This is a genomic window from Halalkalicoccus subterraneus (assembly GCF_003697815.1).
GTDB lineage: Archaea > Halobacteriota > Halobacteria > Halobacteriales > Halalkalicoccaceae > Halalkalicoccus > Halalkalicoccus subterraneus.
Genome location: NZ_RDQG01000005.1, coordinates 1 through 16,389 on the forward strand (window position 1 = coordinate 1; position 16,389 = coordinate 16,389).

Annotated in this window: 23 protein-coding genes and 1 pseudogene; 15 read left to right on the top strand and 9 right to left on the bottom strand. The window is 65.2% G+C overall.

All coding sequences use genetic code 11. The annotated features are described in order from the left end of the window. Both EAO80_RS20170 and phoU read left to right on the top strand, forming a co-directional pair. Window positions 1-170: pseudogene (locus EAO80_RS20170) on the top strand (phosphate ABC transporter ATP-binding protein); the annotation flags it as partial. A 2-nt stretch (window positions 171-172) separates the two neighbouring features. Beyond that, the gene (phoU, locus tag EAO80_RS00675; RefSeq protein WP_122088022.1) at window positions 173-853 is read left to right on the top strand and encodes a phosphate signaling complex protein PhoU; all 681 of its coding nucleotides are present in this window, start codon (window positions 173-175) and stop codon (window positions 851-853) included. A 22-nt stretch (window positions 854-875) separates the two neighbouring features. Here the strand turns inward: phoU and ahbB are convergent, their stop codons facing one another. Together ahbB and EAO80_RS00685 are read right to left on the bottom strand one after the other, a co-directional pair. Then, window positions 876-1,913, bottom strand: coding sequence for a siroheme decarboxylase subunit beta (gene ahbB / locus EAO80_RS00680; protein ID WP_122088023.1), 1,038 nt, complete (start codon window positions 1,911-1,913; stop codon window positions 876-878). A 69-nt stretch (window positions 1,914-1,982) separates the two neighbouring features. Beyond that, window positions 1,983-2,456, bottom strand: coding sequence for a redoxin domain-containing protein (locus EAO80_RS00685; RefSeq protein WP_122088024.1), 474 nt, complete (start codon window positions 2,454-2,456; stop codon window positions 1,983-1,985). A 146-nt stretch (window positions 2,457-2,602) separates the two neighbouring features. Between EAO80_RS00685 and EAO80_RS00690 the strand changes: the two genes are divergently transcribed. Then, on the top strand, window positions 2,603-3,661 hold the full coding sequence (locus EAO80_RS00690) for an anthranilate phosphoribosyltransferase (RefSeq protein WP_122088025.1): 1,059 nt from the start codon (window positions 2,603-2,605) through the stop codon (window positions 3,659-3,661). Between the two features lies 1 nt (window position 3,662). Here EAO80_RS00690 and EAO80_RS00695 read toward each other — a convergent pair whose 3' ends face one another. Next, window positions 3,663-4,667 (bottom strand): alcohol dehydrogenase, encoded by a 1,005-nt coding sequence (locus tag EAO80_RS00695; RefSeq protein WP_122088101.1) that lies wholly within the window; start codon window positions 4,665-4,667, stop codon window positions 3,663-3,665. Between the two features lie 170 nt (window positions 4,668-4,837). Here EAO80_RS00695 and EAO80_RS00700 point away from each other — a divergent pair, with 170 nt between their 5' ends. After that, window positions 4,838-5,914, top strand: coding sequence for a glutamate-cysteine ligase family protein (locus EAO80_RS00700; RefSeq protein ID WP_122088026.1), 1,077 nt, complete (start codon window positions 4,838-4,840; stop codon window positions 5,912-5,914). Here the strand turns inward: EAO80_RS00700 and EAO80_RS00705 are convergent. Then, window positions 5,911-6,879, bottom strand: a complete 969-nt coding sequence (locus EAO80_RS00705; protein WP_122088027.1) for a succinylglutamate desuccinylase/aspartoacylase family protein — start codon at window positions 6,877-6,879, stop codon at window positions 5,911-5,913. The two genes, EAO80_RS00700 and EAO80_RS00705, sit on opposite strands and share 4 nt — an antisense overlap. Window positions 6,880-6,970: 91 nt before the next feature. Between EAO80_RS00705 and EAO80_RS00710 the strand changes: the two genes are divergently transcribed. The 3 genes from EAO80_RS00710 (at window position 6,971) to EAO80_RS00720 (ending at window position 8,370) form a co-directional block, all read left to right on the top strand. Next, entirely contained in the window at window positions 6,971-7,216 is a 246-nt protein-coding gene (locus EAO80_RS00710) for a hypothetical protein (protein ID WP_162993819.1), read from the top strand. A 44-nt stretch (window positions 7,217-7,260) separates the two neighbouring features. Next, window positions 7,261-7,800, top strand: a complete 540-nt coding sequence (locus EAO80_RS00715; RefSeq protein ID WP_122088029.1) for a peptidylprolyl isomerase — start codon at window positions 7,261-7,263, stop codon at window positions 7,798-7,800. Between the two features lie 228 nt (window positions 7,801-8,028). After that, entirely contained in the window at window positions 8,029-8,370 is a 342-nt protein-coding gene (locus EAO80_RS00720) for a ferredoxin (protein ID WP_122088030.1), read from the top strand. A 3-nt stretch (window positions 8,371-8,373) separates the two neighbouring features. On the opposite strand, the gene EAO80_RS00725 is transcribed toward EAO80_RS00720, so the two are convergent. The 3 genes from EAO80_RS00725 to EAO80_RS00735 form a co-directional block, all read right to left on the bottom strand. After that, on the bottom strand, window positions 8,374-9,060 hold the full coding sequence (locus EAO80_RS00725; protein WP_122088031.1) for a helix-turn-helix domain-containing protein: 687 nt from the start codon (window positions 9,058-9,060) through the stop codon (window positions 8,374-8,376). A gap of 61 nt (window positions 9,061-9,121) precedes the next feature. Beyond that, complete coding sequence (locus tag EAO80_RS00730) at window positions 9,122-9,874, bottom strand: GNAT family N-acetyltransferase (protein ID WP_122088032.1); 753 nt, start codon at window positions 9,872-9,874, stop codon at window positions 9,122-9,124. Between the two features lie 63 nt (window positions 9,875-9,937). Then, a complete protein-coding gene (locus EAO80_RS00735) occupies window positions 9,938-10,549 on the bottom strand; it encodes an MBL fold metallo-hydrolase (protein WP_122088033.1) in 612 nt (203 codons plus the stop codon). A gap of 124 nt (window positions 10,550-10,673) precedes the next feature. Here EAO80_RS00735 and EAO80_RS00740 point away from each other — a divergent pair, with 124 nt between their 5' ends. The 6 genes from EAO80_RS00740 to EAO80_RS00765 all read left to right on the top strand — a co-directional run bounded on the left by EAO80_RS00740 (window position 10,674) and on the right by EAO80_RS00765 (window position 13,722). Then, window positions 10,674-10,850 carry a DUF5786 family protein gene (locus EAO80_RS00740; protein WP_122088034.1) on the top strand — a complete coding sequence of 59 codons (177 nt, stop codon included), beginning with the start codon at window positions 10,674-10,676 and terminating at the stop codon, window positions 10,848-10,850. Further along, window positions 10,847-11,419 carry an endonuclease dU gene (locus EAO80_RS00745; RefSeq protein ID WP_122088035.1) on the top strand — a complete coding sequence of 191 codons (573 nt, stop codon included), beginning with the start codon at window positions 10,847-10,849 and terminating at the stop codon, window positions 11,417-11,419. The genes EAO80_RS00740 and EAO80_RS00745 overlap by 4 nt, the downstream gene beginning before the upstream one ends. 21 nt (window positions 11,420-11,440) lie before the next feature. Further along, entirely contained in the window at window positions 11,441-12,031 is a 591-nt protein-coding gene (locus EAO80_RS00750; RefSeq protein WP_122088036.1) for a uracil-DNA glycosylase, read from the top strand. Between the two features lie 49 nt (window positions 12,032-12,080). After that, window positions 12,081-12,743, top strand: a complete 663-nt coding sequence (gene hisH, locus EAO80_RS00755) for an imidazole glycerol phosphate synthase subunit HisH (RefSeq protein WP_122088037.1) — start codon at window positions 12,081-12,083, stop codon at window positions 12,741-12,743. 63 nt (window positions 12,744-12,806) lie between these two features. Next, the gene (locus EAO80_RS00760) at window positions 12,807-13,277 is read left to right on the top strand and encodes a hypothetical protein (RefSeq protein WP_122088038.1); all 471 of its coding nucleotides are present in this window, start codon (window positions 12,807-12,809) and stop codon (window positions 13,275-13,277) included. A gap of 58 nt (window positions 13,278-13,335) precedes the next feature. Then, a complete protein-coding gene (locus tag EAO80_RS00765; protein WP_122088039.1) occupies window positions 13,336-13,722 on the top strand; it encodes a hypothetical protein in 387 nt (128 codons plus the stop codon). A gap of 12 nt (window positions 13,723-13,734) precedes the next feature. On the opposite strand, the gene EAO80_RS00770 is transcribed toward EAO80_RS00765, so the two are convergent. Then, entirely contained in the window at window positions 13,735-14,517 is a 783-nt protein-coding gene (locus EAO80_RS00770) for an MOSC domain-containing protein (RefSeq protein WP_122088040.1), read from the bottom strand. Here EAO80_RS00770 and EAO80_RS19335 point away from each other — a divergent pair. Then, complete coding sequence (locus EAO80_RS19335) at window positions 14,516-14,680, top strand: hypothetical protein (RefSeq protein ID WP_162993820.1); 165 nt, start codon at window positions 14,516-14,518, stop codon at window positions 14,678-14,680. The genes EAO80_RS00770 and EAO80_RS19335 overlap by 2 nt on opposite strands. A gap of 120 nt (window positions 14,681-14,800) precedes the next feature. Here the strand turns inward: EAO80_RS19335 and EAO80_RS00775 are convergent, their stop codons facing one another. After that, the gene (locus EAO80_RS00775) at window positions 14,801-15,151 is read right to left on the bottom strand and encodes a hypothetical protein (RefSeq protein ID WP_122088041.1); all 351 of its coding nucleotides are present in this window, start codon (window positions 15,149-15,151) and stop codon (window positions 14,801-14,803) included. An 89-nt stretch (window positions 15,152-15,240) separates the two neighbouring features. On the opposite strand from EAO80_RS00775, the gene EAO80_RS00780 reads away from it, so the two are divergent. Beyond that, the gene (locus EAO80_RS00780; RefSeq protein ID WP_122088042.1) at window positions 15,241-16,341 is read left to right on the top strand and encodes a tRNA (guanine(26)-N(2))-dimethyltransferase; all 1,101 of its coding nucleotides are present in this window, start codon (window positions 15,241-15,243) and stop codon (window positions 16,339-16,341) included. The last annotated feature ends 48 nt before the right edge of the window (window positions 16,342-16,389 follow it).

The following is a 16,389-nucleotide window of genomic DNA, read 5'->3' on the forward strand; positions in this document are numbered from 1 at the left end:
ACACGGTCGTGATCGTTACCCACAACATGCAACAGGCCGCCCGCATCAGCGACAAGACGGCCGTCTTCCTGACCGGCGGCGAGCTCGTCGAGTTCGGGAACACCAATCGAATCTTCGAGAACCCCGAGAACCAACGGGTTGAAGACTACATCACGGGTAAGTTCGGATAAGAATGGCTCGAAAGGAATACCAGCAGAAGCTCGACGAGTTGCGCGAGGACGTCCTCTACATGGGCGAAGTCGTCCAGGAACGCCTCCGCATGGGGCTTGCGGCCCTGGAGGACAAGGACGAGGAGCTCGCCGAGGAGGTGATCGGGCGCGACGCCGAGGTCAACGAGATGTACCTCGAACTCGAGCGCCAGTGTACGGACCTGATCGCGCTCCAACAGCCCGTCGCCGGTGACCTGCGCTTTATCGCCGCCTCCTTCAAGATCATCACCGATCTCGAACGGATCGCCGACCTCGCGACCAACCTCGGCAACTACACCAAACAGGCGACCCGAAACCTCTACCCCGACGTCGACGTCCAGGGGATCGGCAGCGTCACGTTGGAGATGATCGAGGACGCAATGGCGGCCTACGCCGCTGAGGACATCGAGTCGTGTTACGGGATCAACGACCGCGACGACGACGTCGACGAGCGCTGCGAACGCGCGAGCGAGATCGTCGTCCGGGACCTGATCGAGACCGAGCTCGGCGACGGCACCGACGAGAGCGAGATCGAGGACATGCTCCAGGACGTCTCGCGACTGCTGTTGACGATCCGGGACCTCGAACGCGTCGGCGATCACGCGGTCAACATCGCCGCGCGAACCCTCTACATGGTCGAGAACGACGACGAACTGCTGTTCTGATCGGGGGCCGCTCGGGCTCGATTCATCCCGAGAGCAACTCCTCGTAGCGTGCGCCCGTCTGTTTCAACGTTTCCGTCGAGTAGAGACGCTCGTGGTCGTAGGGCAGATACTCCGCGGCGAGTTCGTCGATCTGAGCGTCGACCGCCGCCGGCTCCCGGCCGTGGATCATCGTGAAGAGGTCGTACTCCCAACCCAGTTCGCTCCGGCGTGGGCGGTGATAACACAGCGTGACGTACGGTAGCGCCCCGACGGCCCGGCCGCGCGCGTCCAATTCGTCGTCGGGGACGTCCCAGACGACCATGCAGTTCGCGTCGAAGCCCGTCACGAGGTGGTTGATCACGCAGCCGATCCGTTTGATACAGCCCGTATCGAGCAGTCCGCGGATCGAATCGAGAACCGCACGCTCCTCGGCACCCACCGTCCGGGCCACGTCGGCGTACGGGGTGTACGAGAGGGGCAGGCCGCCCTGGATCTCGAGGAGGACGCGCGTATCGAGGGTCGAGAGCCCGCCCGTCGCCTCCTCGCTGATCACCGTCGCCTCGATCTCCCCCGTCCCCGAGGCCGATTCGCGGGCGAAGCGGTCCGCGTTGACCACGGGGAACTCGAGGTTGATGTAGAAATCCGTCAGCATCGGGAGGTTCAACACCGTACAGCCGGTTCGTTCCTCGATCTCCGCGAGGATCGCGTCGCGCGTCTCCCGCGAGCCGGCAGTGACGACGAACCACATGTTCCACTCGTGGTCCCGACGGTAGTTGTGGTTGACCTGTCGGTAGGCGTTGATCACGTCCGCGATCTCCTCGAATCGGCCCTCGGGGGCACGAACCGCCGCGAGCGTCGAGGAGCCGATCACCGGCGGGTTGAGCACCGCGCCGAACCGGCGGACGAGGCCCCGTTCGACGAGCGCCTCGACGCGCGCGAGCGCCTCGTCCTCGCCGACCCCGATAGCCTCCCCGACCCGACGGAAGGGCCGAGACTCGACCGGAAAGCCGCTCTGAAAGCCGTCGATGAGGGCGGCGTCGACCCCGTCGAGGTCGGCTCGCCAGTCCGCCGTGAGTGTCATTAGACCCGCTAGGGACCGATCCCGAGTATCAGTTTCGCTCTCGAACGGTCGTCGGCCGGTCGCCCCGTCTCAGATCGAGCCGACCGCGTCGAGCAGTTCCTCGTAGTCGGGCTCGTTTTCGGGGGAGTCGGCGACCCACTCGTAGACGATCTCGCCGGCGGCGTCGAGCACGTAGACCGCACGGTTGGCGACGCCGTACAGGCCGAGGTCCTCGATGTCGGTCTTCAGCCCGTAGGCGTCGATCGCCTCGCGGCTCATGTCGCTCACGAGATCGAACTCGATGCCGTACTCCTCACGGAAGGCGTTCAGCGAGAACGCCGAGTCGGCGCTGGCGCCGAGCAGGGTCGCCCCGTGCTCCTCGAAGCCGTCGAGATCGTCCTGTAGGGCGACCATCTCGTTCGAACATGGCGGCGTGAACGCTCCCGGGAAAAACGCCAGCACGACCGGTCCGTCGCCGAGGTGATCGTCGAGCTCGAAGGACTCTTCCTCGCCGTTTGCGACCGTCGCGGCGATCGACGGCGCCGTCTCGCCGGTAGTTACCATTGCGCCCGTGGATACGGGCCCCGCTCGAATAAGCGACCAGCAACCGGGGAAACGTTCCGTTATAGACGGATGATATCGTGACCCACGGTACGGCGTTCGGGGAGCGAAGGCGAGCGTTTTTGCGCCCGCCGCTCCAAGACGCTCCCATGGCACAAGCGACCCAGGAATACGGCGAGTGGCCGCTCAAGCGGCTGATGAGCGAGGTCGTCGGTTCGGGACACAAGTCCGCCGACGACATGGATTACGAGCAGGCCGCAGAAGCCTTCCGGCGCATTCTCGACGGCGAGCCCGACCACACTACCCTCGGAGCGTTCTGGCTCGCGAACCGTTGGAAGCGAAACACCGCCGAGGAACTGGCGGCCTTCACCGACGTGATGCGCGAGTCGGTTCGCACTGGCGAACCCGACTGCGACCCCGTCGACTGCGGGGCGAACTACGACGGCAAGCACAGCTCCGCGCTGTTGGGCGTCGCCGCGGGGTGTGTCGCCGCCGGTGCGGGCACGCCCGTCGTGACCCATTCGGGCGATCGAGTTCCCACGCAGAAGGCGACCGCCTACAAGCACGTGCTCGACGAACTCGGGGTTCGGACGGAGATCAGTCCTGAAGAAAGCGCCGAGATGGTCGACGGGACGGGCTTCGGCTTCTACTACCAGCCCGAGTTCAACCCCGGGATCGGGACCCTCTTCGAGCGACGGGACGAGATGGGCGTGCGAACCTTCGTCAACACGATCGAGACGCTCGCGAACCCCGCGAACGCCGACGTCCACCTGGGTAGTTTCTATCACCTGCCCTTTGCAAAGCGGATCGTTGAGACCTTCGAGCGAAGCGACCAGTCACTCTCGAGCGTGCTCATGTTCCAGGGGATGGAGGGCTACGACGACGTCCGGCCGGGACTGACGAAGGTCGCAGAATGGCGCGACGGCGACTTCTCGGATTTCGAGATCGAAACCGAGGAGTACGGCATGGACTTCGAGAGCGAGGACCTCGAGGTCGCAGACGTCGGTGACGATTCGGCGGCCATCACGCGCGAGGTCCTCTCGGGCGATCGAACCGACGGTTTCGCCGACGCGGTCGCGCTCAACGCCGCCCTGCGGATCTACGCCCGCGGGGACGTAGAATCGATCGACGCGGGACTCGAGACGGCCCGCGAGGCGATCGACGACGGGAATGCAGAAGCCGTCCTCGACGACCTGCGGGCGTTCTGATCTACGGCTCGATGACGGCCCGAAACCGGGCGTCGCTCGAGAGCATCGACTCGTAGGCCGCCTCGGCCTCGGTGAGGTCGTAGGTCTCGATCATCGCCTCGATGTCCTGCAGCGCGCTGAACTCGAGAGTGTCCTGGGAGTCCCGGGCGGTTCCCGAGGGCCAGCCTTGGACGCGCCGACGGCCCTGGACGAGCGGCTGAACCGACACTGGGACCTCCTCGCCTGGGACGGCTATCGCGAGCAGTTCGCCCTCGACGTCCAGTCCGCCGACGACCGACGAGATGGCATCGGCACTCGGCGCCGTCGCCAGAACCACGCTCGCGCCACCGAGTTCCGAGAGCGCCTCGGCGGGGTCCTCATTCTCGCTATCGACGAAGTGGTCGGCACCGAGGTCGAGCGCCAGTTCGCGTTTCTCAGTGCCCCGCGAGAGGGCCGCGACCTCGTAGCTCGCCGCGTCGGCGTACTGGATACCGAGATGTCCCAGACCGCCGACGCCTTGGACGGCGACGAGGTCGCCCGGTTCGGCGCTGCTGTTTCGCAGGGAGTTGAACGTCGTCACGCCGGCACACAGAAGCGGTGCGGCGCTCGCCGCCTCGAGGTCCTCGGGCATCGCCGCCAGTGCCTCGTGGGGTGCAACGACGTACTCGGCGTACCCGCCATCGAAGTCGATGCCGGTGACGTCTGCGTTCTCGCAGGCGATGAAGTCGCCGCGGCGACATGGCTCACACGTAAAACAGTGCCCGCCGTGCCAGCCGACGCCGACGCGGTCGCCCGCCTCCCACTCCTCGATGTCCGCCCCGATCTCGTCGACGTATCCGGCGATCTCGTGGCCGGGGGTGCGAGGGTACTCGACGCCGGGCCACTGGCCCTCCTTGACGAAGACGTCGCTGTGACAGACGCCGCAGGCCTCGACCTCGATGCGGACCTCGTCGGCTGCCGGTTCGGGGATCTCGCGTTCGATCACCTCGAACTCCGCGCCGGGCTCCGGGACGCGGACGGCTCTCATCTCGGACATAGTGGGTTCACGGACAGACATGGTGGCGGGTCGAAATAGAGGTCCGCCAACCGGCGGGGTGTGGGGGGTAGCGAAGCGGTTAGGGCCCCGGGTGTTCGATGCCCCGTGATTCGGGCCGAGCCACCGACAGTGTATTCGGCCCCGGATGAGTCCTCAACGGTATGAACGAGCCGGGAACCGGGATGGCCGTGGGGATGGAGATCGAGTACTGGGTGGTCGATTCGGACGGGCGGCTCTGTGCCGGCGAGGAGGTCGTCGCCGCCCACGACCGGATCTGCCACGAGTTCGTCGCGCCGATGGTCGAGTTCGAGACGCCGCCCAGGGAGGACCTCGACGAGGTGCGTCGCGACCTGCGGGAGGTCCTCGAGGTGGGGCTTGCGGCCGCAGACGGGGCGGAGAAACACCTCGTTCCCCTCGGGACGCCGCTGGTCTCAGAGACGATGCCCGCGATCTCCGATCGGGGTCGGCTGCTCGAACGGCTCTACGGCGAGGGACTGGAGTACGCGAAACACTGTGCGGGCACGCACGTCCACTTCGATAAGCGCGCGGTGCCCGACCAGCTCAACCTGTTGACGGCGCTCGACCCCGTCCTCGCACTCGTGGCCTCCTCGCCGTACTACGACGGGCGGCGCCTCGCCCACTCATCGCGGGCGTACGTCTATCGCTACGAGACGGGACGGGAGTTCTCCCGGTATCGCGACCTCTGGGAGTACACCGAGTCGATGAACCAGTGGAACGCCCGGCTCGCCGACGCCTACGACGAACTCCGCGCGCTCGCAGTCGATCGAGGGGTCGACACGGTGACCTTCGAGACGCATATCGAACCCGAAAACAGCGTCCTCACCCCCGTGCGGTTGCGGCTCGGCTCGCCGACCGTCGAGTGGCGCGCACCCGACACCGCCCTCCCGAGCCAGCTACTTTCCCTGCTCGGCGACGTCACCGGGGCGATCTCCTCGCTCGAGGACCGCCCCCTCGAAATCGGCGGTGAACCGGGAATCGACGACGAACGGGTCACGATCCCCGCGTTCGAGGAGCTGCGCGATCTCACCCGCGAGGCGATCGTCGACGGCCGGACCCCCGCCGTCGAGCGCTACCTCGACGTGATGGGAATCGAGTCCGAACGCTACGCTCCCCTCTCCGAGGAGATCGCGAGCGAGGAACAGATCGACCGCAAGCGCGCCCGCGAAATCCGCTTGGAGTACGCGGAACGCCTGCGTGAGGACGTCGCCGCGCTCTAGTCCTCCAAGGGAAGTGCCACGTTCGCGAGCTTCTCGCCGCCCGTGACGGTCGCCTCCTTGGTCAGCGCATAGAGGATTCCGTCGCGGTCGGCGACCGCCTCCTGGAGCACCTCGTAGCTCGTCGGATCGTAGACCGTTCCCATATGGGTTCCGGCCGTGATCTCGGCACCGAGTTCGAGATCGGGGTCGGCACGGAACAGCCCCGAATCGTCTGCGGTGACCCGCCCGAGGTGGTTTCGCGCGAGTCGGCGTTTGCCCGCGGGCTCGGGCTCGCCCGACAGGACGCCCCGATCGTGAAGCACGTTCAGCGTACCCTCGACGCCGGCCTCAACCGCGCTCTCGACGAGCTGTTTGTTATGGGCGAGTTCGGGCGTGATCGAGGGGATTCCCGCTCGTGTGGCCGCGACCCGAAGCTTGCCGTCGAAGCCCCGCCGGTCCCACTCCTCGTTGGCCTCCTCGCCGGCGCGCTCGGCCAGTAGGAGGTCGGAGCCGAACGCCGCCGCGAGCGCGCGGGACTCCTCGTTGCCCTTCATGAAGACGACGTGGGTCAGCATATCGGGGCTTCCAGTGTGCAGGTCGACGATCGCGTCGGCCTCGCGGGCCTCGCTCCAGAGGGTCGCGGCCATGCGCTCGTGGAGGGTGCCGTCCGAATCGCCGGGCCACGACCGGTTCATGTTGGCGTTGACGCTGTCGAGGACCTCTGGCGTGGTGTAGGAGACCCGGTCGAAGGTCAGCGGGTCGGCGACGGGGACGGCGATCACCTCGCCGGCCAGCCCCACGGTGGCGAGGCGGTCGTGGACTCGCCTGAGGACCTCGACACCGTTTACCTCCCGGCCGTGCTGGGCGGCCTGCATGTAGATCGTCGGCCCGCTTCGCTCGCCGCGGTAGCGGTGGATCGTCGTCTCGACCGCGATCCCGGAGGGAAGGCGGGCGAGCGTCGTCCGCTCGGCGCTGTGGGTTGCCATAGTGGCCCTGCGGGCGGCGGCTACATCAACCTCGGTACTCCGAGCAGGATTTTTGTAAATCCACCACGAATAATACGACGAGGTGAGACCGATGACAGGACGGATGCGTCATCGAAACGGTGTCGCAGTACGGCCCGTCGAACGGTTCGACTCGGCGCTCGCGCCCGTCTCGCGATACGACCTCGTGCTGTGGCTCGTTCCGCTCGCGTTCCTCCTCGCGTTCGTCGCGAGCGCCACCCTCGCGATCAGCACCCACACGGCGCTCGTCGGGGCGTCCCTGATCAGCGCGTTGGCCATTGTGGACGCGGTCGCGCTGCACCCGCCGCGTGCGAGCTGACCACGATCATCAGCGTTTTACGCGGCCTCGACGACTGACCAGACATGACTACCGCGACGCTGCACACGACGAAGGGCGACATCGAGATCGAGCTCTACGACGAGCGCGCGCCCCGAACCGTCGAGAACTTCCTCAACCTCGCCGAGCACGACCCGGCCGCGAACGACGAACCGGCCCCCGACACCCCGACGTGGGAGGACCCGGAAAGCGGTGAGGTCCGTGGCGACGGACTGTACAACGGCGTCGAGTTCCACCGCATCATCGACGAGTTCATGATCCAGACCGGCGACCCGACGGGCACCGGACGGGGTGGACCGGGCTACAGCTTCGACGACGAGTTTCACGACGAGCTGCGCCACGATTCGGCGGGCACCCTCTCGATGGCCAACAGCGGCCCCGACACCAACGGCTCGCAGTTCTTCATCACGCTCGCACCCACCCCCCACCTCGACGACCGCCACGCCGTCTTCGGCGAGGTAATCGACGGGATGGACGTCGTCGAGGCGATCGGGAGCGCCGAAACCGACGCCCAGGACAAGCCGACGACGACCATCGAGATCGAATCGGTTACGATCGACGAATAACCCTACGCGTACCGGCGCGCGCCGACGAGCATCCACAGCGAAACCGCAATCGTCAGCCCGACGAACACGGGCGCGAACGCCCCGTTCCAGTACGCCTCGGGGACGAACCCGCTGATCCAGAGGACGACCGCGAGTACGAGCGACAGATCCGAACGTCTCCACGAACCGCCCTCATACTGTCGGTCCCGGAACCGTAACCGGAAAGCCCATCCGGCGCTTTCTACGCATATGAGCGACTCAGACGGCGTCGTCCGCGCGAGCGAGATCGGCGAGACGGACGCCCCGCCGGTAGAGGAGAAACCCTACAAGATCGTCTTCGAGGCCAACAAGTGCTTCGGCGCGGGGAAATGCGCGGAGGCCTCCCGGAACTGGGAACTCGACTTCGAGACGGGGATCGCAAAGCCCCGGTCGTACTTCATCACCGAGGAGGAACTCGATGAAAACGTGCGGGCGGCCGAACTCTGTCCGGCGAAGAAGGACCGCGGCGTGATACACGTCGTCGACCGCCGTACCGACGAGGAGATCGCCCCCGATCCCCACGGCGACGGGACGCTGAGCGTCGACTGGTAGGCGTTAGTTTGGCTTTCGAACCGATTGATCGGTCTCGTGTTGGGTTTTCGACGCCGAAAGCGCCCGGTCGACGAGGCTGCCGTGGGCCCGTCGAAGTCGTTCGGAAAGTGCCTGGTGGGAGACGTCGAGTTCCTCGGCGAGTTCTGACATCGTCGTCTCCCGGGGAACCTCGTAGTAGCCCTCGTCCTTGGCCGTCGAGAGGGTTCGGTACTGCGAGTCGGTGAGCCCGAACTGCGATTCGTCGTCGTTGTCGAGCCGGTAGATCGAATCGACGGTGAGTTCCAGTCCGTTCTCCTCGCAGAACTCGTAGGTTCGCGACAGCGAGTCGTGATCGGGGAACATCACCTGGAGGTGCCACGTATCGCCGCCACAACGGGCCTGCGTGATCGCGCCGTCCTCCTCGAGCAACAGGTGGACGACGAGGTCGACCTCGTCGACCCAGTTCATACGATAGAAGCGCTCGCCGTCGAACTCGGCGAGCGTTGTGAACGCCTCGACGGAGGGGTCCTCGGACAACGCCGCCTCGAACGCTTCGAACTCGCCGGCCTGCACCCAGACGAAGGGGATGGCAGAATCGGCCTCCTGTGCGGCAAAGCGCTCGATCTCGACGTACAGATCCGAGACCCGAGCGAAGGTAGTTCCCAGAGCGAACTGCTCTATGGGTACCTGGAAATCGGTGATCGTCGCCATGGTTTCCGAAGGTCCTTATCCCAAATAGGGGTTTCTACACCGGACGGATGCCGTCCGCAGGTTAGAGGTAGCCGCCGTCCCACTCGTCGGGCTTGTTCAGGTTGCCACAGGTCCCACACTCGATGCGGTCCATGCTGTCGACGGCCTCGACTATCGACTCGCAGTTCCCACAGTAAAACCCGTACTGCTCGTCGTACTCCTCGTCGGCGTAGGCGACGAAGAAGGGCCCGCTCTCGCCGGCCAGTTCCTCGCTTCGGTCGATGTGGACGGTCCCGTCGTCGGTCTCGACGGTCTCTTGAGGTTCGCTATCGGTTTCGTCCTCGTCCTCGGTCTCCGATTCGTTCTCGGCGAAGATATCGACGATGAGGTCCTCGCTTGCGATCTCGATGCGCTCCTGTTCGGCCTTCTCGAAGCCGAAGTACTCGAAGAATCCCTGTCCCTCGGCGTTGTCGGACAGCTCGCGGGCGCGAACGCTCTCGACGCCCGCCTCGTGGAGACGGTCACGGGCGGCCTCGAACAGCCCCGATCCCATCCCCATCCCGCGGAACTCGGTTGCGACGTGTAGCCAGTGGAGGGTCCCCTTCTCCCCGTTGATCTCGGCCTCGACGAACCCACCGACGTGGCCTTCGTCCTTCGCGACGAGCAACACGCTCTCCTCGTTTTCGATCAGGTCGGCCAGCCGGTCGGGGTTGAACTGATCGTTGAGGATCCCCTCGATCGCATCGGGACTGAGTGCATATGAGGCCTCCATTGAGCGCCGTGCGACGTCCTTGACCGTCTCGACGTCCTCCTCCGTGGCGTCCGTGATCTCCATACCACCCCTTCGACACCCGACCGGATAAAAGGGCCACCCGGCGGCAGTCCGTTCCGACTTTCCTTATCCGTCAGGGTACTTCGGCTCGCGCCGTTCGGCGCGTTCGAGCGCGCGCTCGATCACTGTCCGGACGTCGCCATGGAACTCCCCGCCGTGGCCCGCGTACATGTCCTCGACGTCCTCGGGGAGTCGATCGAGGATCCGACGGACGCTCTCGATCAGCTCCTCCCGGGACTGGCCGGTCATGTCGGTGCGCCCGAAGCTACCGTCATCGAACGCGCCGTCGTCGTGAACGACGACGTCGCCGCTGTAGATCGTCGACTCGCTCACGAACGCGAGGTGGTCGTCGGCGTGGCCCGGCGTGTAGATCGCCTCGCAGGTCTCGTCGCCGATCCGCACGGTATCGCCGTCCGCGAGTTCGTGCGTTCGACGGGGGTGGTCGGCGTACGCATAGCAGTCGGGATCGAACGCTTTAAGCACCGCATCGAGCTGCTCGACGTGATCGCCGTGTTGGTGGGTGAGAACGACCCGATCGAGGTCCTCGACGCGTTCTTCGATCGCGTCGACGACCCCCGGTACGGTGCCGGCGTCGATAAGCGTCGTCTCCTCGCCGGTGACCAGAAAGACGTTACAGGTGAACGTTTCGGCGTCGGCGGTCAGGTTGTAAACGGCCATGCCGGTATCTCGGCGGCCGGTCGTATAAGGGTTGTACCGCGTATCGACGGTCGCGGTGTTTCCGCGGTCGGGGATCTTCCAGCGGCGTAGATTTTTAGTGAACGGCTACACTATATGATCCTGTATGGGCTTTGGGAGCTACGATGAATCCGAACAGGAGAACCAGGACTACGACACCGACTTCGAAGACGACGACGGTGTCGACACGAACGAACACACCCACGACGGTGCGATGACGTTCGACAACGGCGCCTCGAACGACGAGCTCATCTCGCAGCTCGAAGAGATCAAAGAGGAGTGAGGTCCGGGAGCCGGGTGCTTGGCATCGCCGAGTCCTACCGCGGCGAGCGCTCGTCCGGCGATCCGAGCACGTTGGCCGGTGCAGTCGTGCGCGCGGATCGGGTCGTCGACGGTTTCGTTTTCGGTTCGCTCACCGTCGGCGGTCTCGATGGATGCGACGCCGTTTGCGAGCTTTGCTTCGAACTCGACCGCCAGGACGTTCAGTACCTCCTGCTCGCGGGAATCGCCCCCGCGTGGTTCAACCTCGTCGATCTACACGAACTCACAGAGCGGGTCGACCGCCCCGTCTGTGCGGTGAGTTTCGAGGAGAGTGCAGGCCTCGAAACGCCCCTCCGAGAGGCCTTTTCGGACGACGCGCTCGAATGCCGGCTCGCGATCTACGAGCGTCAACCGCCGCGTGAGCGTATCGAGGTGAACGACGAAGCATTGTTCTGGCGGGGCGTCGGCCTCGATTCCGGAGAGGCCCGCGAGCTTCTGCGGGCGCTGACGCCCGAGGGCGGGCGGCCCGAGCCGCTGCGGGTCGCACGGCTGGCCGCACGGGCGGCAGACCGGTTCCGAGAGGATTTGTAGGCGGCCGTCGAAACGGCGGCCATGGAGAACATGGACGGACCCCGCGTGACCCACTGCGAGCGCTGTCCCGCGCTCGTCGAATCCCGTTCGCGGATCGTCAACGGGGTCGGCCCGGAGGACACCGATCTGCTGATCGTCGGGGAAGGGCCGGGCGAACAGGAAGACAGCGAGGGAGAGCCCTTTGTCGGCCGGAGCGGGGCCGAACTCGACGAAAAGCTGGGCCAGTTCGGAATCGCCCGCGAGGACGTCCGGATCACCAACTGCGTGCGCTGTCGGCCGCCGGAGAACCGTGATCCGACCAAGGAGGAACTCGGGAACTGTCGGGGCTACCTCGAACACGAGATCGAACTGGTCGATCCCGAGCTCGTCATGACCGTCGGGAAGGTGCCGACCGAACACCTCTTGAAACGCGACGTGGCGGTGACGAAGGAGGCCGGGTCGGTCGAGGACTGCCGGATCGGCGGCGAGTCGAGGACAGTCCTCATCAGCGTTCATCCCGCCGCAATGCTCTACGACCGCTCGCAGGAGGCGACCTTCGAGTCGACGATCGAGGAGGCCGCGGCACTGATCGGGGCGGGCGGGAACGACCAGTCCCGACTGGACTCGTTTTAACACGACGGAAAGTACCTTTAGCGCGAGGGACGTAGGCCGACCCGTGAGCATGAACACGCAGGCGGCCGACGCTCCGGAAACGCTCGCGGAGGTCGTCATCGTCGACTACGGGCTGGGGAACCTCCGCAGCGTCACCCGCGGGCTGGAACGGGCAGGCGCCGCAGTCGAGATCACCGACGATCCCGAGGACTTCGCCGAGGCCGACGGGATCGTCCTGCCGGGCGTCGGGGCGTTCCGCGAGGGCGTCGAGAACGCCGGGCCGTACCGCGAGCCGCTTCTAGAGGCTGCAGAGCGGGGCCAGCCAGTATTTGGAATCTGTCTCGGGATGCAGATGCTGCTGACGAATAGTGAAGAAGCCGCCCACGACGGCGAGGGCGACGTTCGGGGGCTGGACCTGATCCCCGGGACGAACCTCCGGTTCGACCAGGGACAGAAGGTCCCCCACATGGGCTGGAACGAGCTGCACGTCGAACGTGAGCACCCGCTCGTGGAGGGCGTAGATGGAGAACACGCCTACTTCGTCCACTCGTACTACGCCGAGCCCGAGGATCCTACTAGTGTGGTCGCCACCACCGACTACGGAATCGAGTTCCCCGCGGTCGTCGCAAACGAGGCGGGCAACGTCTTCGGGACGCAGTTCCACCCCGAGAAGAGCGGCGAGACGGGCCTACAGATCCTGCGCAACTTCGTCGGGATCTGTGCCGAGGAATAGAACATCACCGTCGGGGAAATCGATTCTGCCCATCCGAATAGATAATCAAATGTATCATATGGTATGAAACGGAGCCTTCCCTACGTCGGTACGTTCATGTTCCTGCTCATCGGCCTCTACTTCCTCGCCTTTCCCGAGGCGCTTACCGATCCGACCACGCTCGTCTCGATGGGCCCGATTACGATCGCGGCGACGCTGCTGATCGTCGGTGCGCTCCGAGATTCAGTTCAGGTAGGGTCGCGAAAGTTCGACTGGAACGTCCTCGTCGGCGTCGCGTTCGTGTTACTCGGGGTTTCCGTCGGCGGATCGATGGTTCAAAGCGCCTTCTACGAATCCGGGGTGATGAGGTGGATTCTCGGGATCTGTGCGATTTTCGGGTGTGGATCGCTCGTCTGGATCGGGCTTCAGACAGCCGTTGACGGCCGCCACGTCGATCTCGATACCGAACCATCGAACGCCCGGGTAGCCGGGGTCGTGCTGTTCGCAGTCGTGTCGTTTCTCGCCGGTGTGGCCATCTGGTCAATCGTCCTCTAAGGCGGCGTGGGAGTCGACTGGCCGGCACTGTTATTATATTTCGACTGAATCAGTAGCCATGCGGAAGTTCCCCACCGGATTCGGCATCGTCCTGCTCACTCTCTTCGCTATCTTTGTGATCTGGGGCGGGTGGCCGTCGGATCCAGCAGCGCTCGTACAGCTCCTCACGTTCGTGCTCGCCGGTGCACTGCTTCTCGTTGGTGGCGTAATCGACGCGTTTTCGATTGACGATCGTACGGTCCGCTGGTACGTCCCGTTCGGCGTCGGGCTCTCGCTCGTCGGGCTTTCGTTCTCACTCGGCCTCCTCGTTTCCCCGTCGGTCGATGGTTCAATTGCACGGACGTTCGTCACGGTACTCGCACTCGTGAACGCCGTCCTGTTCGTCTACATCGGGGCCGATAACGCCCGCGGCAACACCTACGTGAACGCGCTGAAACCGCAATAATCCGGATACTAACTACCCGTCACGCTCGCCGTGGATCTCGACGGGATCGCCGATCACTATTCCCCCGACTTCTACAACATGAGTATTAACCATCAGTCGGAACGGGTGGTCGAACCGGTCCGAATCGGTCCACTCCGGTAGGGTCTCGCGGCGTTTCTCGATGAAACGCTTCCGAAACGCTTCGAGTTCCTCGCCGGTGTCGGGATCGCGCGAGGGGACCACACAGCGCTGACAGGGGTTGACACCCGCGAGGCGGATACTCCCGATGGAGAAGTCGACGACCCGGCCGTGATCCGAGAACAGGCGGTCCTCCCAGAAGGCCGGCACGCCCTCGATCTCGAGGTTCGCACGAAAGCGCCGCCGAACGCTCTCCATACCGAGGTCGAACCACGAGGCGACTTCCTCGACCGTCGCGGTACTGATGACCGTCGGGCCGGGGATCTCGGTGTCGTCGGGCATCCCGGTCTCGTCACGGATCAGCTCGATGGGGTTGTCGAAATGCTCCGAGAGGCGCTCGGCGAGTCCTTCGCGATCGGCCCCGTCCTCCAGTGCGAACTCGTGGGAACCGTCCCCGTCGCTCGCGAGGCGGACCCGATCGGAGCCGTCGTATTCCGTGTGTAGACGGTGAACCGCCGGGGTCCGCTTGCCGTTGACGTACTCTCCCTCGCCGTCGACCATCGCGTAGCGTCTGTCGCCCGCGATAGGTCCCGAAGAAGTGATCTCGGCACGCTCGGGCTCGAAGGCGTCGAGGGATTTGATCGAGAACAGCGAGATCCGCGCGAGCCGTGGGTTCATGTCGGGGACTGAACGCGAGGGGGTTTCGGTGTATCGACTGCCGTGGGGGCGGTCACGGTACGGCGGCCGACGCGAGGGCGGTCGCCAACTCGGCGACCGCATAAGCGGGGCGGGGAAGGGCTGGCGTTCCCGGAAGCGGCGCGTGATCAGGCGCCGCGACTAGGCGGTACCTGGTCGGAAATGAAAAGCGCGACCAATCGCTGTCCCGAGAAACGCAGCTGCGTTTCTCGTGGACCCGAAAATTGCTTTGCAATTTTCGACTGCCAAGCGATTACGAGGGCCTTCAGAGGAAGCTCCGGACCTCGGAGTACCACATGTCGTGTTCGTCGACCCTCCCGGTGGCTTCGGCGATCACCACCCCGAGCGCGTGCCAACAGCGCTCGCTTGGGTCCTCAGAGTCGAGGTTGTACTCGCTGTCCTTGCAGGTACAACCCCCATCCTCGACGACGTACTCCTCGTCGTGGCCGACGACGACGGTGAAATCGCGGTACTGCTTGATCCGTCCCTCGGTGACGGCCTCGATGGCCCGCACCCCCCGGTCGCCGTGAACCTCGATGATCCGCTCGGCTACCGGGCCGGTGATCGCCCCGGTTTCAGCGAGTTCCTCGCGCCACGCACCGACCGGATCGGACACACCGGGGGTTGGAACGGGGGTGGCTAAACCGGTTCGGTTCCGGCCGGGGATCGCATGGCTTTTCCCCCGCTCGCCACCGACGGAGAGCCATGCGCGTACGCGAGGGCGGGGTCGAGATCCACACTGGAGAAGCGTTTTACAACCCGGATCAGGAGTTGAATCGCGACCTGACGATCGCCGCCCTCCGCGCGTACCGTGACCGAGAACCCCGGGCCGAGCGGTATCTCGACGCGATGAGCGCGTCCGGTATCCGGGGAGTGCGGGCCGCCGCGGACGGCTGGGACGCGACGCTGTGTGATTACAAGACCGAGAACGCCGCGCTCTGTCGGGAGAACCTCGAACACAACGACCTCAACGGGACGGTGGAAAACCGCGACGCCAACGCCCTGCTTCACGAGGGGCTGTTCGACGTGGTCGATCTCGACCCCTACGGCACGCCGATCCCCTTCGCGGACGCCGCCTTCGCGAACGCCCGCAACCTCGTCTGTGTGACCGCGACCGACACCGCCCCGCTCTGTGGCGCGCACTTCGAGAGCGGCGTCAGGAAGTACAGCGCCGTCCCCCAGAACACCGATTATCACTCCGAGATGGGGTTGCGAATCCTGCTGTCGGCGCTCGCTCGCACCGCCGCACGTTACGACGTCGGAGTCGTCCCGATCTTCAGTCACGTCACCCGCCACTACGTGCGAACCTACCTCGATCTGGAACACAGCGCGACCGATGGCAACGCGGCGATCGAGCAATTGGGGTATCTCGATCACTGCGAGGACTGTCTCCATCGCGAGGTCACGGAGGGGCTGATCGCCGACCCGTGGGATGGTTGCCCGCTATGTGACTCAAACCGAACACTGACGGCGGGGCCGGTCTGGCTGGGGCCGATCCGAAATCGGGAATTCGTCGAGCGAGTGGGCGAACACATCGACGAGGAGTGGGGCAGTGCGAAGCGCGCTCATCGGCTCGTCGACGCGATCGCCGGCGAACTCGACTACCCGACCCACTACGACCAGCACCGCCTCTGTAAGGAGTGGGGCCGGCCCGCAGAATCGATGGACGAGTTCCTCGGAGCGCTCCGCGAGGCCGGATACGATGCCGCGCGGGCACACTACCACGGAACCGCGTTCAAAACCGACGCGACCGTCGAGGAGATCCGGGACGTGGTGATGACGACGGGGGCGGGGGCTTGCGAATGACATCCCCCGAGTATTTGTATCTGCCCGACCCAATCCCGGTGTGAATCG